Source organism: Rossellomorea sp. NS-SX7 (assembly GCF_052828565.1).
The window spans coordinates 646212-658776 of record NZ_CM128249.1; the positions used below are offsets into that span (position 1 = coordinate 646212).

At 42.9% G+C, this 12565-nt stretch carries 16 protein-coding genes; 12 read left to right on the forward strand and 4 right to left on the reverse strand.

All coding sequences use genetic code 11. The annotated features are described in order from the left end of the window. Nucleotides 1–16: 16 nt before the first annotated feature. Nucleotides 17–463, reverse strand: a complete 447-nt coding sequence (locus ACUXV2_RS03075) for a CBO0543 family protein (protein WP_446245601.1) — start codon at nucleotides 461–463, stop codon at nucleotides 17–19. A 120-nt stretch (nucleotides 464–583) separates the two neighbouring features. On the opposite strand from ACUXV2_RS03075, the gene ACUXV2_RS03080 reads away from it, so the two are divergent. Both ACUXV2_RS03080 and ACUXV2_RS03085 read left to right on the forward strand, forming a co-directional pair. Continuing rightward, nucleotides 584–1123, forward strand: a complete 540-nt coding sequence (locus tag ACUXV2_RS03080) for a GNAT family N-acetyltransferase (RefSeq protein WP_446245602.1) — start codon at nucleotides 584–586, stop codon at nucleotides 1121–1123. Between the two features lie 76 nt (nucleotides 1124–1199). Beyond that, nucleotides 1200–1799: a GNAT family N-acetyltransferase gene (locus tag ACUXV2_RS03085; RefSeq protein WP_446245603.1), complete on the forward strand. Its 600-nt coding sequence runs from the start codon at nucleotides 1200–1202 to the stop codon at nucleotides 1797–1799. Between the two features lie 97 nt (nucleotides 1800–1896). On the opposite strand, the gene ACUXV2_RS03090 is transcribed toward ACUXV2_RS03085, so the two are convergent. Both ACUXV2_RS03090 and ACUXV2_RS03095 read right to left on the reverse strand, forming a co-directional pair. Beyond that, a complete protein-coding gene (locus ACUXV2_RS03090) occupies nucleotides 1897–2091 on the reverse strand; it encodes an IDEAL domain-containing protein (protein ID WP_446245604.1) in 195 nt (64 codons plus the stop codon). 188 nt (nucleotides 2092–2279) lie between these two features. After that, complete coding sequence (locus ACUXV2_RS03095; RefSeq protein ID WP_446245605.1) at nucleotides 2280–2651, reverse strand: hypothetical protein; 372 nt, start codon at nucleotides 2649–2651, stop codon at nucleotides 2280–2282. 248 nt (nucleotides 2652–2899) lie between these two features. Between ACUXV2_RS03095 and ACUXV2_RS03100 the strand changes: the two genes are divergently transcribed. The 5 genes from ACUXV2_RS03100 (at nucleotide 2900) to ACUXV2_RS03120 (ending at nucleotide 5211) form a co-directional block, all read left to right on the forward strand. Further along, nucleotides 2900–3409, forward strand: coding sequence for a GrpB family protein (locus tag ACUXV2_RS03100; RefSeq protein ID WP_446245606.1), 510 nt, complete (start codon nucleotides 2900–2902; stop codon nucleotides 3407–3409). 33 nt (nucleotides 3410–3442) lie between these two features. Then, nucleotides 3443–3880 carry an NUDIX hydrolase gene (locus tag ACUXV2_RS03105; protein ID WP_446245607.1) on the forward strand — a complete coding sequence of 146 codons (438 nt, stop codon included), beginning with the start codon at nucleotides 3443–3445 and terminating at the stop codon, nucleotides 3878–3880. A gap of 288 nt (nucleotides 3881–4168) precedes the next feature. Next, a complete protein-coding gene (locus ACUXV2_RS03110; protein WP_446245608.1) occupies nucleotides 4169–4381 on the forward strand; it encodes a hypothetical protein in 213 nt (70 codons plus the stop codon). Nucleotides 4382–4424: 43 nt separating this feature from the next. After that, nucleotides 4425–4730: a hypothetical protein gene (locus ACUXV2_RS03115; RefSeq protein ID WP_446245609.1), complete on the forward strand. Its 306-nt coding sequence runs from the start codon at nucleotides 4425–4427 to the stop codon at nucleotides 4728–4730. Between the two features lie 7 nt (nucleotides 4731–4737). Beyond that, on the forward strand, nucleotides 4738–5211 hold the full coding sequence (locus tag ACUXV2_RS03120; RefSeq protein ID WP_446245610.1) for a GNAT family N-acetyltransferase: 474 nt from the start codon (nucleotides 4738–4740) through the stop codon (nucleotides 5209–5211). Between the two features lie 447 nt (nucleotides 5212–5658). Here the strand turns inward: ACUXV2_RS03120 and ACUXV2_RS03125 are convergent, their stop codons facing one another. Continuing rightward, nucleotides 5659–7209, reverse strand: coding sequence for a hypothetical protein (locus ACUXV2_RS03125; protein WP_446245611.1), 1551 nt, complete (start codon nucleotides 7207–7209; stop codon nucleotides 5659–5661). A gap of 226 nt (nucleotides 7210–7435) precedes the next feature. Between ACUXV2_RS03125 and ACUXV2_RS03130 the strand changes: the two genes are divergently transcribed. The 5 genes from ACUXV2_RS03130 (at nucleotide 7436) to ACUXV2_RS03150 (ending at nucleotide 12479) form a co-directional block, all read left to right on the forward strand. Continuing rightward, nucleotides 7436–9016 carry a bifunctional metallophosphatase/5'-nucleotidase gene (locus ACUXV2_RS03130; protein ID WP_446245612.1) on the forward strand — a complete coding sequence of 527 codons (1581 nt, stop codon included), beginning with the start codon at nucleotides 7436–7438 and terminating at the stop codon, nucleotides 9014–9016. A gap of 281 nt (nucleotides 9017–9297) precedes the next feature. Further along, the gene (locus tag ACUXV2_RS03135) at nucleotides 9298–10236 is read left to right on the forward strand and encodes a phosphotransferase family protein (RefSeq protein WP_446245613.1); all 939 of its coding nucleotides are present in this window, start codon (nucleotides 9298–9300) and stop codon (nucleotides 10234–10236) included. A gap of 101 nt (nucleotides 10237–10337) precedes the next feature. Next, complete coding sequence (locus tag ACUXV2_RS03140) at nucleotides 10338–11222, forward strand: alpha/beta fold hydrolase (protein WP_446245614.1); 885 nt, start codon at nucleotides 10338–10340, stop codon at nucleotides 11220–11222. A gap of 102 nt (nucleotides 11223–11324) precedes the next feature. Then, the gene (locus ACUXV2_RS03145) at nucleotides 11325–12026 is read left to right on the forward strand and encodes a DUF2711 family protein (protein WP_446245615.1); all 702 of its coding nucleotides are present in this window, start codon (nucleotides 11325–11327) and stop codon (nucleotides 12024–12026) included. 51 nt (nucleotides 12027–12077) lie between these two features. Beyond that, a complete protein-coding gene (locus ACUXV2_RS03150) occupies nucleotides 12078–12479 on the forward strand; it encodes a VOC family protein (protein ID WP_446245616.1) in 402 nt (133 codons plus the stop codon). The last annotated feature ends 86 nt before the right edge of the window (nucleotides 12480–12565 follow it).

The following is a 12565-nucleotide window of genomic DNA, read 5'->3' on the forward strand; positions in this document are numbered from 1 at the left end:
TTTTGTAAATATGTATTTATTTTACAAAATATTTATAATACACTAATAAAATGATTAAAAGAATTGGATCTAAAACAGCTGAATACCCCAAGCTCCACCAGCCATTATGAAAATACCCCCAAGGTGAAGGAAGTAAGGCAATGACCTCGTAGAGCAATAACGCAGCCGACCAGCAAATGATAAAGAGGATTCTCCTCCATCTCGATTGATCGAATGGATACCAATTTAGGAACATCATATTGACCGGTGGAAGCAAAATGGTATGCGCGGGTAATGCAGCCCAATCCACTGCTTTCGTGAAATACCAATACCCATGATATTTCAAATCCACATAGAGATCGAAAGACAGCTGGAAGGCAATCGTAAAAGCAAAAATATGTGCAATTTGCTTGGCAGTCAATATTTTATTTGTTTTGAAGGCGATGAAATTAAAAAGAATGACGGCTATCATCAGTCCAAGCATAATAAAAGTCCTCTTCGTTTATTATTTCTTAAACGTACTTTATTAGTATGCCCATTTGTTCCGATAACATTTACCTATGAATTTCGCCAGATTGGAAACAAACAAAAGGGGGAACATGCATTGAACATTAAACAAGTATATGAATATGACATTGATCGAGAATTGAGAGCCGAGCTGCAGCGGTTATTGACAGAATCTTTCGAAGATGACTATCCGCGGGACAGGATTTACTACAAGCAATTACCTCATTTCCGTTTCATTGCTTATGATGATCATGGGCAGCTTGCAGGCCAAGCGGGCTTGGATTATCGAATCATGAACGTAAATGGAGAGAGGGTAAAGGTGCTGGGTATCATTGATTTGTGTGTGGCAAAAGATCATCGATCGCAGGGAATAGGGTCAATCCTGCTATCCGAAATCGAGGCTTTTTGTAAAAATAGGGCTGTCGATTTTCTCCTGTTGTTTGCAGATAAAAAAGATTTGTACATTAAGGCAGAATTCAAATCCCCGCAAAGTAAATGTAAATGGCTGCAAATAAACGATGTTAATCAAACAACGTATGGAATAGGTCATGATAAGATTAGTGAACTGATGATAAAAGAAGTTGGCGATAGAAAGTGGGAAGATGGTGAGGTCGATTTATTAGGGTATCTTTATTAATTTCTATTGAGAATAAACGTTACTCGAGGACCGCCCTGACTACTTCACGGTCAAATCAAAAAGGGAAGGTGACAAAATGATCCGCTTTTCAGGTACACCGGAAATTGAAACGGAACGGCTGCTTCTAAGAAAACTGAGACTCCCAGATGCTCAGAGTTCTTTTGATCATTGGCTTTCAGATGAGCGAGTATCAGACCATAAGATCAGCCCTGCACACAAAACGCTTACCCAGACAGTTGAAAGGATTGAAGGGATTGTCAATCAATATGGCGATAAAGAGTTTGTTTATTGGGGAATTGAATTGAAATCAAGTGGTGAACTGATTGGCGAAATCGATTTATATGACTTTGAACGTTCAACCGGCAACTGTAAGGTTGGTTATGCGCTGGGATACGACTGGTGGAACCGTGGGTATGGGACGGAGGCGTTAAAGGCGGTCGTGGAATTTGGATTGAGGCATATGAATATTCACAAGATCTCCGCTGCCCACAACACGGACAATCCAGCATCCGGAAAAATCATGCTTAAAGCGGGTATGGTACAGGAAGGTGTGATCAGGCACATGATCCGGAATGCAAAGGATCAATATAAGGACTGTGCGGTTTACGGGCTTTTGCAGGAGGATTATGCTGGGAAGGATGTCTGCAGAGGGACTGGTATCCTTTCAATAAAGTAAAAACAACAAAGGGACGATCTCCCAGGGGAGTCGTCCCATTTTTTATGATTCCATATCAAAAATCAATCGGCTTCATTTACCTGTGATCAAATAATTCTTACCCCAAATTCTTCAATTCCTGGGTCAGCCGCAGGAATTCTTCTTTATTCCCGTCACGTAATGATTGGTCAATTTTCTGTTCAATTTGCTCTATACGGAATGTAAGCAAAGCCTTATCCAAAATCATTTCTGCGATTAGAGAGTCCATGCTGATCAGTTCAGGCTGTGGTGCATTTAGCAAATACTTTTTCATGAATCATCAACTCCTTGACCTTTTTTCTATTATACTAACCATTTTCTAAATATTCAAACACTTTTAGAAAATATTTTTTTGATAGAGGAGGTAAGTGACGATTTCCTTCCATTCGAAGCATGCAGCCATTCCTGAAGAAAGTAAAAAACGCTCGTCTCTGTTGGAAATGCCAAGCGTTACATGGATGTTTATTTATCAAAGAAAAGAAGCGATCGCAAAGGATTCTTGAACGTTTTCTTGGTTGGTTCGTAATCCCGGACCGCGCTTGTACACGTTTTGACCTCGCCAAACCCGATGAAGTTCATTTTCATATCGCGGTCGAGGTTTCTTGCGTATTCCCATTCTCCCCATTTCTCGAATAATTTCACCTGTAAATCGTGGGCGTTCAATCTTGTCTTCAAGGTTAATATGTCATGGTCGTCCGTTTTCTTAGAGAACTCTTCAATCTCCCCGAATTTGTTCAAAATGAAATCGATCTCTTCTTGCAGCTTGTCCGGTTGATCCGTGTACTCTGCTGAAAGGTTGATTTCTGATGTGACAGTGATTTTCATGTTTCCCATATGAATTCCTCCGTTCTTGTCTATGTTGCATAGGGCGTTTACTTACTATACGGATTGGGTGCGTGGATTGTTTCATTTTTCTGATTGAAAGGTGAAGGCCCGTCCCTCGGGTGCGGAAGTACGTTAATGCATCGAGGGACGGGTATTGTATGTGAAGGAGGAATTTACCCCCTTTTTATGGAAGTAGTAAGGGTTAGGGATGCTGAATGAGGCATAGGCTTCAAGGATAGAAACCAGAGGTGAAGGCAATGAAAGTGAGATTATCGGAATACAGGGAAGAATGGAAAACGATGTTTGAAGATGAGGCAGCGTTTTTGAGGACGGTGTTCAGAGGTGAAATCGTTTCGTTTGAGCATTTCGGCAGTACTGCTGTGCCGGGGATGAAAGCGAAGCCTGTGATCGACATGATGTGCATCGTGAAGGATATTTCTGCTGTTGATTCATACAATGAACAGCTGGAGGCACTCGGTTACGATGCCGCTGGTGAATGGGGGATCAAGGGCCGGCGCCTGCTCAGGAAAGGCGGGGAGGACAGGACGCATCATATCCATATCTATCAAGCCGGAAATCCGCAGGTCGAACGGCATCTGGTCTTCCGGGACTATCTCTGTGCCCACAGAGAAGAGGCTGTCCGTTACAGTCGGTTCAAAGAAGAATTGGCTGAGAAATATGAGTCCACACGGGATTACAGCCCGGCAAAGAAGGCCTTTGTTTCGGAGATGGAGGGAAAGGCGCTGGCGTGGAGCCGGGACAGTTAAAGGATTGTGTTAGTACATAAGGAGGAGTTTACTATGTTTATTGTCAATGTTGAAGCGGCCATTCACCGCGATGGGAAGTGGCTTTTGATCAGGAGAAGTGAGAAAGAAGATCATGCGCCAGGCATGCTATCACTTGTCGGGGGAAAATGTGATTTGGAAGGGGTTTCCAGAGATATCCTGGAACGGACGCTGATCAGGGAAGTGGATGAAGAAGTGGGGGTTAAGATCGGCGGTCTCACCTACGTGAATAGCTCCTCTTTTGTCGCTGATCCAGGATTCAACGTGATAGATATCGTGTTTCTCTGCGGAGTGGAATCTGGTGATCCTTACGCGAAAAGTCCGGATGAGGTGGATGAAGTGCTGTGGATGTCTACAGCAGAGATTTTGGCGAATGAAGAGATTCCGGAGTATTTGAAAACGAATGTAGGGCTTGCCGAGGAAAGGCTGAAGGAACGGGTATTTGTGAAGTAGGCGAGTCCTTTTACCGGAAAAAGTGTTCATGATGCCATGAACACTTCTGCCTTTGACCATGATTGTCACGCCGCCCCTTCGCGTTACGCCGATCATGGCAGTTGGGATGTGAGGTTCACATCCTTGTTCCAGCATAATGTATGAAACGCGTTTCATAGCAAGTTTTTTTGTCGGGCAGCATTCCGTGAACCAGGAGCGGGCAAGCTTCGTGGTAATTAGGCGGGCGAGCGTTCAGACAGGTAGAATCAATCTGCTTGATAACATGACTACCTTAAAGGAGGATCTTTCATGATGTATTTCTTAATGTTTATCGGAATCATCGTCCTTTATTTCGGAATAAGGGTGTGGATCGGATCGAGAAAGATAGAGTTTTATGGTGACAGCATCAAGGAGAATTCGAGCAATGCAAGAGATGATGCTTATCAAAAATCGACCCAGCATGCTGCGCACTTGAGGAATAACAGCCATCAGAATGGAAGCGGCGGAGGGTCGATGGGATGAGGCCGTGTTGGCCGTTTCTAAATATTAGTCAGGGGATAGTGAGATGAAAAAATGGATCGGGATCGTCAGTGCCTTGCTGCTGTTGTTCATGGTGCTGCACAGAACTCCGCATATGGCAGTACGGACGAAAGTGTTCTTTATGGGATATCCTGCTGATGCCTTTACCACAGGTATCGTGGATGATGAATATCATAATGAAGTCGATAAAGAAAAATTTTCTTCTTTGAATGCTAAAGCCTATACTCTGACAGAACCGCCTGTTGAAAAAGCGACTCAGGGTGAGTTGAGGAACTACCTTGTGAAGAAGGTCGGTTTTCTCTATTTTGCTGAGTATTACGGGGAGGGGTGAGGTGCTGATGACACCTCATGAAAAAGCATTTGCTGGATTTTCTGCTGGGAGGGGACAAAGCGTGGAGCTGATTCTAAAAGAAGATATCTGTGATGAGGACCTCCAAGGAATGAAGGAAGTCTATCAATCTGCAGGATGGCAGAAACATTCCACTGATGTCATCAGGCAGGTCTTTGAGGCAAGCAATGTGAAAGTGATTGTTCAATCGGGGAATCGTATCATCGGGTTCGGCAGAGCCATGTCCGATGGGTGCTTCAACGCAGCTATTTACGACATTGTCGTTCATGAGGAATGGCAGAATAGAGGTATCGCCAGGAAGATTCTTAGCAATCTATTGGACAGGCTGAAAGACGTGTCCTGTGTTCACTTGATCTCGACCACCGGGAATGAGGAGTTTTACAGGAAGTGCGGATTCAGGAAAGTGAAGACGGGTATGGCGAGGTATGTTCGTCCTGAACTGAGCGATGAATATCTTGAGTGAAGGAGTTGGAAGCTTATCGAAAGGGATAGGCTTCTTTTTTATGAGCTGGAACCTGGCTGTTTCAATGATGGAGGCTGATGTTTGATGATATACATTTCCCATCGAATGAACCAGAATGGACTCGGTCTTGGCAAATGGCTTTTTATCTGGATTTGATAAAAAGTTCTTGGTTTTTGATAAAATAATTGGATTTTTGATAATATATTTCTATTTTTGATAAAATACCGCCGATTATTGATAATAAACCTGCCTTACAGACCCGTGACAAGGTGAAATGCTCAGGGTTTGTTTAAAAAATGATCCCCTTTTCCCCTTTTCAACCAGAAAAATCGCAGTTTGAGAGACTTTTTAAATAAAAAACGTAGATTCCCCAACCAAACAGGAATGACCGACATCGGCAATCTCAACAAAAAAACCTGCAACCGGACACCGGATGCAGGCATATGATCAATACAAGTTAAAGATATAAGGGCCGATAAATGTGATATAGAACAACATATACATGCCCATGTAATAAAACGCCCCGCTCATGGAACCCCAGTCCGGGTCCCTTCCATATTTCCATATGACAAGTGTGATCACGCTGAGGAAGATGGTTACAGCATAGGCGCTGCCAGGGAAGACGAGGTAACCGGGAGCCATCACGTGAAAGTACGCATTCATCGCATTCTGAGTGTAGGAGATCGGCATGAACATAAAGATGATGATGGCGAGGTACTCCACCCAGCTGATTCCGTCTTTCTCGAATGCATTTGGCTTGAAGATGTACATGAGTATCAGTAAGAAGAGTGATGGCAGTACCCAGTAGAATGAGGTCATGATGGTGACCAGGCTGCTGAACATCATAAGCACGCCATTGTTGAACGCTTCCTTTACAGAACTCTTTGACCAGTTGGTGCTCTCCGCGATGACCTCCGGATTCATTGAGTTTCCTGTCAGTTTATAGGTATCCCCATCATAATTCATCCAGACCATCGCTTCATCTGAAATCTTCACTGGCGGGTACGACACATGTTTCGTCGTGCTGACCGGTGCTGCGCTGAAGCTTGACCCTTTCTTAAAAGGCGCCGCATATAAGCTGATTGAGTTGTTGTCCCCGACACGGGTGCCTTCCGACGTCAGCACAATCATTTCTTTACCGTCAATGGTCATCAACTGGGCGCCGCCCGGGCTCATAAGCTTCTGTCCCGTTTGGGAATGAACGAACTCCACCTTCTCTCCAGTCAGCATGGAGCTCCCGATGTCCTGCACGGGTGCAATGATTTTAAACACATTGTAGGCAAGGGTACCCTGTGTCCTTGATTTTTCATTATAAAAAACAATCAGATTCCCATCCTTCACCTTGAACGTCAATCCATCGATTTTCTTATTAGGTGAACTGTCGACAGTCAGGAAAGGTTCGCTGACTTGCTTCTTTTCATCCAGGTAGTATAAAAGGTCATGAGTATTGTCTTTCTCCACCTGAATGATGGCACTTCCATCGTTGGCCACATGCATCTCGGAAATCACGGATGAGAATGTATGTAGATCAATAGACACCTTCTTCTCGGTATCATACAGACTTAATGTACCGTCATTCCAAAAATAGACGTCATGTTTTCCTGTCCCCAATCCAGTGATTCCTTCTTCCAATACTTGATCCTGTCGATCGATCGTCGAAACGAGATTTCCTTCTTTATAATAGATGAATTGATCCCCATCGCTCCAAAAAGGAAATCCGCGTGTGATCTTTGTTTTCATGATTTCTTCATCTGAGGTGGTTAACCCATCGTTCAACTTCATCGTCTGAACCTGACCGTTCGCTGCGATATGGACCCGATCTTCAGAGTCCACAAACACCTGCGGCTTCTCTTCAAATGAAGCTTGAAGCGGAATGGATCTGCTCCAGCCAGGGTGCGGCAGCTCTTTTACAAGCAGCAGCTGATGAATAAATAATGTTGCGATAAAGATCAATGTGATCCCGATCGGAATTCCGAATGCTTTCCATTTCTCTCTCATAAACATCCCCCAATGTTATCTCTGTATAATGTTGAATTTTACCACAATCCTCACTGTCAAACACCATTTTTTTACAAAAGGAAGACGTGAACCAAAGGGTATTGTGTCGGAATTAGGAAAAAAGTAAGGTTTCCTGCACAATCTTTACAAAACCATAATCTACAATTAAACATCCATCAAAAATGGTGTGCTACCTTGAAGGTGACAAAACTCAGGGAGGTTTTCCATGTCTGTAAAGAAATTGATGTTGGCAGCGATCGTGACAGCGGTTTACTTCATTGGATCTTCATTTGCATCTTCTTCCACTGACCCTGGTGAGTATATTTCAGTGCAGCTCTTAGGGGTCAATGATTTTCATGGCCAGCTGGAAACGGTTCGAACAAGGGATGGAAAGCAGGTCGGCGGTGCCGAGTATATGGCCGCCTATTTAAAGAAGCACCGTCAGGAAAATGAAAACACCCTCTTAGTCCATGCCGGCGATATGGTCGGTGCGAGTTCACCCGTGTCATCGCTGATGCAGGATGAACCTTCCGTGGAATGGATGAACATGGTCGGATTCGACATCGGGACGTTAGGGAATCATGAGTTCGACGAGGGGACGGACGAAATGTTCCGGCTCCTTGACGGAGGCAAACATGAGAAGACCGGCGATTTTGAAGGGGCGGCTTTTCCATACACAGCTGCCAACGTGATCGATAAAAGGACAGGGAAATCCATCTTACCTCCCTATTTGATCAAAGAAGTCGATGGTGTGCCCATCGGATTTATCGGAGTGGTTACGACTGAAACGAGGGATATCGTGCTTCCGAGCGGGATTGAACGTGTAGAATTCATTGATGAAGTCACCGCCATCAATCAAAGTGTAAAACAATTGAAGGCAAAAGGGGTTCAGTCCATCGTCGTTCTCGGGCATGTTTCTGCCTCTTCGAACGAGGATGGAACAAATCCGGCTCAGGACTTTGCAGAATTTGCCCCCGGCATCGACGATGAAGTCGATATCATCTTTGGCGGCCACAATCACGGCTATGCCAACACGGTAGTGGACGGGAAGATGATCATTCAAGCCTATTCGTACGGAACGGCCTTTTCAGACGTCGATCTCTTCATCGACCGCGAAACAAAGGAGATTGTGAACAAAAAAGCTGACATCATATCGACTTATCATGATGGAATTGAGCCCGATCAAGAAGTCAAAAAAATGGTCGATGCCTACTCGGCAGACAAACAGATGATGCTTGGCCAGAAGATGGGGAAGGCAGATGCGCCCATCACGAAGGAAAAGACCGATAGCGGCGAACGCCCGATCGGAAATCTCATTGCTGATTCACATCGGCAGAACATGGGGACCGACATCGCATTTATGAATCCCGGGTCGATCCGTGCGAACCTGGATGAAGGCGAACTTACCTGGGGCGAACTGTACACCATGCTCCCATTCGGCACCAACTTGGTCAAAGTTTCCTTGACCGGAGCAGAGCTGAAAGAAGCACTGGAACAGCAGTGGACAGGGAATTTCCAAACCATCATGCAGACATCCGGGCTGCACTACACCTGGGATAAGGAAGCCCCACCAGGCCAAAAGGTCGTAGAAATGACCGATGCAGACGGAAACGCCATTCAGCCTGAGCAAACCTATACCGTCACCATGACCAATTACCTCGCAACCGGCGGCGACGGCTTTACAGCTTTCAAAAAAGGAACGGACACAGTAGAGGGACCGCCGACATTGGACTCATTCATTACCTATATCATTGAATCGGGCGGGAGCATCGCGCCGCCTGAGTTGGGGCGGATCAAGGTGCAGTAATAGGTTTTAGTATAGAAAGCAAAATGAAAAGGAAGAAAGGTGCCGAATCTGATTTGGCATCTTTTTTGTGTTGATTAGTTTGTACTATTAAAAGCTCCTTTAGAGCTGAGGTGTTCATTACACTATTTAATTATTTGAGGAAAACTGCTGAATATTGGATTTATATGGTAAAATTGTTGTTGGTAGATTAGATTTTCAACATCCGAGAGCCCTATAAGATGATTAAAAAGTAAACATTTTCTAAAGAAGTCAAAGGCTCTTAACGAAAGGGGAGGTGTTTAGTGACTAATCTAGAGGATAGATTGCTTCAAATAAATTTGAAGTTACTTAAAAAAGAAGTGATCAATGGTGTTCACGCAGGAAAGATTTATAGAATTGAAGTTCTTGACGGTGATCATCAAAAGCACAGTTTGATTTATAAAGAATTTGAAGCAAATAGAAACAATGAAATCGCCATCTATAGGAACTTAACTAACTATATTAAGCAGTTTAGTAAAGTGGTATCAGTGTGGGAATCTTCTCCTGAAGCTATACTGATGTGTGACTTGAAATCACCTCTAAAAAAGGAATTTGATCTGCTTTCCTATGAGAACAAGACTAATTATATTGAAAGAATCTTGGAGAAGTTAGCTGATCTGCATAGTACAAGGAATAGTGAAATTATTAACCAAATTCCAACTCACCAATTCACCTCTGAGTGGCTCGAGTGGTGCTTAGACCAATTAGAGCAGTTAAGTTCACTGAACCACTGGGCTGATACTGAATGGATTAAGACAATAGAAGAAGCTTATAAGAAATTAGATATAAGAGATTATAAGGTACGATGCGCACAAGTCATCACTCACGGTGATCCTCATTTGGAAAACATATTCTATATGGATGAACAAATTTGGTTTATTGATTGGGAGTGGGCAGCTCTCGGTTCACCATTAAGGGACATAACGATACTATGCCAAGATATATATGACCCCCGATTGATTCAATTAATATGTAATACTTATCAAAAATACTTAAACAAAGAGAACCTCACAATTACCTCCAGAGATTACCAACAAGATTTTCATTATCTGTATATAGACCATACAACCATGATGTTAGCGTGGGAGATAGAAAAGTATTTTCAAGGTTATACTTCTAAAGAGAGAATTCAAGAAATCATAGATTTTAAGATAGGTGAAATAAAAAGGGTTACTGAGGAAGAATCAAGTTTGTTTCATTAAGGAAATTACACTTGGTTCATTCTCTTAATTTGAAGAAAAACTAACTTAAATCCCCTTTCCACCTGCTTATTACACTGATACAAATAAAAGGAGATGTCATGATGGGTCTTACAAATGGTGAATTTACCGTTACGTTAAATGGAATCAATCATTGGGTGAAAATCGAAGGCAGTGAGAACGAAACAACTCCAATCGTCATCATTCACGGGGGACCGGGTGGAAACCATTATCTATTTGAAAGAACAGCTGGTCATTCACTATCTAAGACAAGGACGATTGTTTACTATGAACAGCGCGGGTGCGGCAGGAGTGAAATGCCGGAATCGGATGATGAATATACTATTGATTTGCTCATTCAAGATTTCATGGAATTAAAGAAATGGCTGGGAGTAGAAAAAGTTGATCTTCTTGGCTATTCATTTGGCGGGGAGCTGTCACTCGAAATAGCGTATAGGTTCCCTGATGAAATCAATCAGATGATCCTGTCGGCTCCGAGTTTAATAGATACAGACCTTCAGAAAATGATTCAAATAACAGGCTTTATGACGATAGCGGACAAGAATCTTTATCGTCAAATCTCAAACCTTCAACAACAGGGGTTATCAATTGATGACCTGTATAACAGGATATGGAGTCTGGTCGACCCCGGTACTGTAGATTTACTATTGTTTGAGGACAAGGAGACTGCAAGAAAAAACAGGGCGATGTGGCAAGAAAGTGAATTGACGAACACAGGTTTAATGATGAACTGCCTTCAAAACAATCCGGCAGAAATTCCATTAATCTTCCGCCTGGAAGAAATATATCACCAAACGTTAATCATCACAGGAGTATTTGATCGGAATACGGGGCTGCCCATTTCAAAGATCATCCATAAAAACTTAAGAAATAGCAGTCTGGTATTATTTGAAAAAAGTGCTCACTTTCCCGATTTGGAGGAAACAGAAGGTTTTGTAAAGAACATAAATGGATTTTTGAGCGAATGATGTAGACCAAAATCAGGTTTAGTGGAAGAACATAAATGATTAAAGGCTGATTTATATTGTCATTCCTTACTTACACAAAACCATAAGGAGGGTGAGGGAAAGATGCTTAACGCAAGAGTGTTACCCGATCCGCACAGATATGCAGTGTGTTCACATGCGGATATGTCAATAAAAGAGTTTTACAAAGGAATCTTTGAAGAAGTCTTCATTTTTTTTCATCCATTTATCAAGCCTAAGACAATCGACTATGAATTATTTATGCCGGACACTTATCCTGCCAGAAGTGAGATTAAGGAACATTGTGAAATGGTTAGATGGAAGGAATTCCTGAAGATATCCGGTGTCTCCGACTACAGACAATTGGATATTGGACTTCGATCGATCATCCTCGGTCTGAATAAAAAATATGCTGATGACGACACTGCAAAGGTGATCATGGATGTCTGTGAACAACATGAAATTGTTCGGCCTACAGAGGGACTTTTCCCCGAGTTTATCATGGATGAATTACTGCAGCAGATAAAAAAGCTTGGACATGACTGGATCTGGTGTGGGGATGAATTCTGCACGGAAAGAAAGTTAGAGTACATGGATGATATAATTAATGATAGTAATATGCTTAACTATGAACGAAAAAATCTTTTTACCCACGATCAAACGATCCTATTAACGACGCACTGGGACAGCCATTTTTCGATGGTGTGTTCAAATAAGGAGACTCTCAAGAAACTTGTGGATGCTAGTCAATTGGAAGGGTTTTATTGTAATGACCGTACAGAAATATATTGGAGTCTAAGAGAATAATTCTTCCAATACAATACTTTCTTCATTAAAAAACAGGAAGGAGGGGCAGCTTTGTCAGAAGGACTGCTTCATCACGTAGAAATCTATGTATCCGATTTGAAAAAGTCAATGGAGTTCTGGGGCTGGTTCCTGCAGGAGTTGGGTTATCACTCCTATCAAAAATGGGATAAAGGGGAAAGCTGGGAGCTTGGGGAGACGTACCTCGTGTTCGTCCAGACGGAAGAAAGGTATATGGATGAACCTTATCACAGATGCAGGACCGGTTTGAACCACTTGGCTTTTCACGCTGCTTCCCGTGAACGAGTGGATGAGATGACTGAAAAATTAAAACAGAAGGGGATAACCATCCTTTACGAACATCTGCATCCATTTGCAGGCGGCGAAGATTATTATGCTGTGTTCTTCGAAGATCCGGACCGGATTAAAGTGGAGTTTGTGGCTCCATCTCTATAAAAAGAGAGTACCCGAAGACCCGTCCCTGACTGCTTTTAAGCTTTAAAACAGTCAGGGACGGGTCTTTAATAGTTATTGTTTTAATT

Bases quoted from the DNA above. Each gene is read 5' to 3' on its own strand.
- ACUXV2_RS03095 (WP_446245605.1), bottom strand. From the start codon at position 2,651: ATGGGAAACATGAAAATCACTGTCACATCAGAAATCAACCTTTCAGCA.
- ACUXV2_RS03100 (WP_446245606.1), top strand. From the start codon at position 2,900: ATGAAAGTGAGATTATCGGAATACAGGGAAGAATGGAAAACGATGTTT.
- ACUXV2_RS03115 (WP_446245609.1), top strand. From the start codon at position 4,425: ATGAAAAAATGGATCGGGATCGTCAGTGCCTTGCTGCTGTTGTTCATG.
- ACUXV2_RS03145 (WP_446245615.1), top strand. From the start codon at position 11,325: ATGCTTAACGCAAGAGTGTTACCCGATCCGCACAGATATGCAGTGTGT.
- ACUXV2_RS03120 (WP_446245610.1), top strand. From the start codon at position 4,738: ATGACACCTCATGAAAAAGCATTTGCTGGATTTTCTGCTGGGAGGGGA.
- ACUXV2_RS03075 (WP_446245601.1), bottom strand. From the start codon at position 463: ATGCTTGGACTGATGATAGCCGTCATTCTTTTTAATTTCATCGCCTTC.
- ACUXV2_RS03130 (WP_446245612.1), top strand. From the start codon at position 7,436: ATGTCTGTAAAGAAATTGATGTTGGCAGCGATCGTGACAGCGGTTTAC.
- ACUXV2_RS03090 (WP_446245604.1), bottom strand. From the start codon at position 2,091: ATGAAAAAGTATTTGCTAAATGCACCACAGCCTGAACTGATCAGCATG.
- ACUXV2_RS03140 (WP_446245614.1), top strand. From the start codon at position 10,338: ATGGGTCTTACAAATGGTGAATTTACCGTTACGTTAAATGGAATCAAT.
- ACUXV2_RS03105 (WP_446245607.1), top strand. From the start codon at position 3,443: ATGTTTATTGTCAATGTTGAAGCGGCCATTCACCGCGATGGGAAGTGG.
- ACUXV2_RS03110 (WP_446245608.1), top strand. From the start codon at position 4,169: ATGATGTATTTCTTAATGTTTATCGGAATCATCGTCCTTTATTTCGGA.
- ACUXV2_RS03085 (WP_446245603.1), top strand. From the start codon at position 1,200: ATGATCCGCTTTTCAGGTACACCGGAAATTGAAACGGAACGGCTGCTT.
- ACUXV2_RS03125 (WP_446245611.1), bottom strand. From the start codon at position 7,209: ATGAGAGAGAAATGGAAAGCATTCGGAATTCCGATCGGGATCACATTG.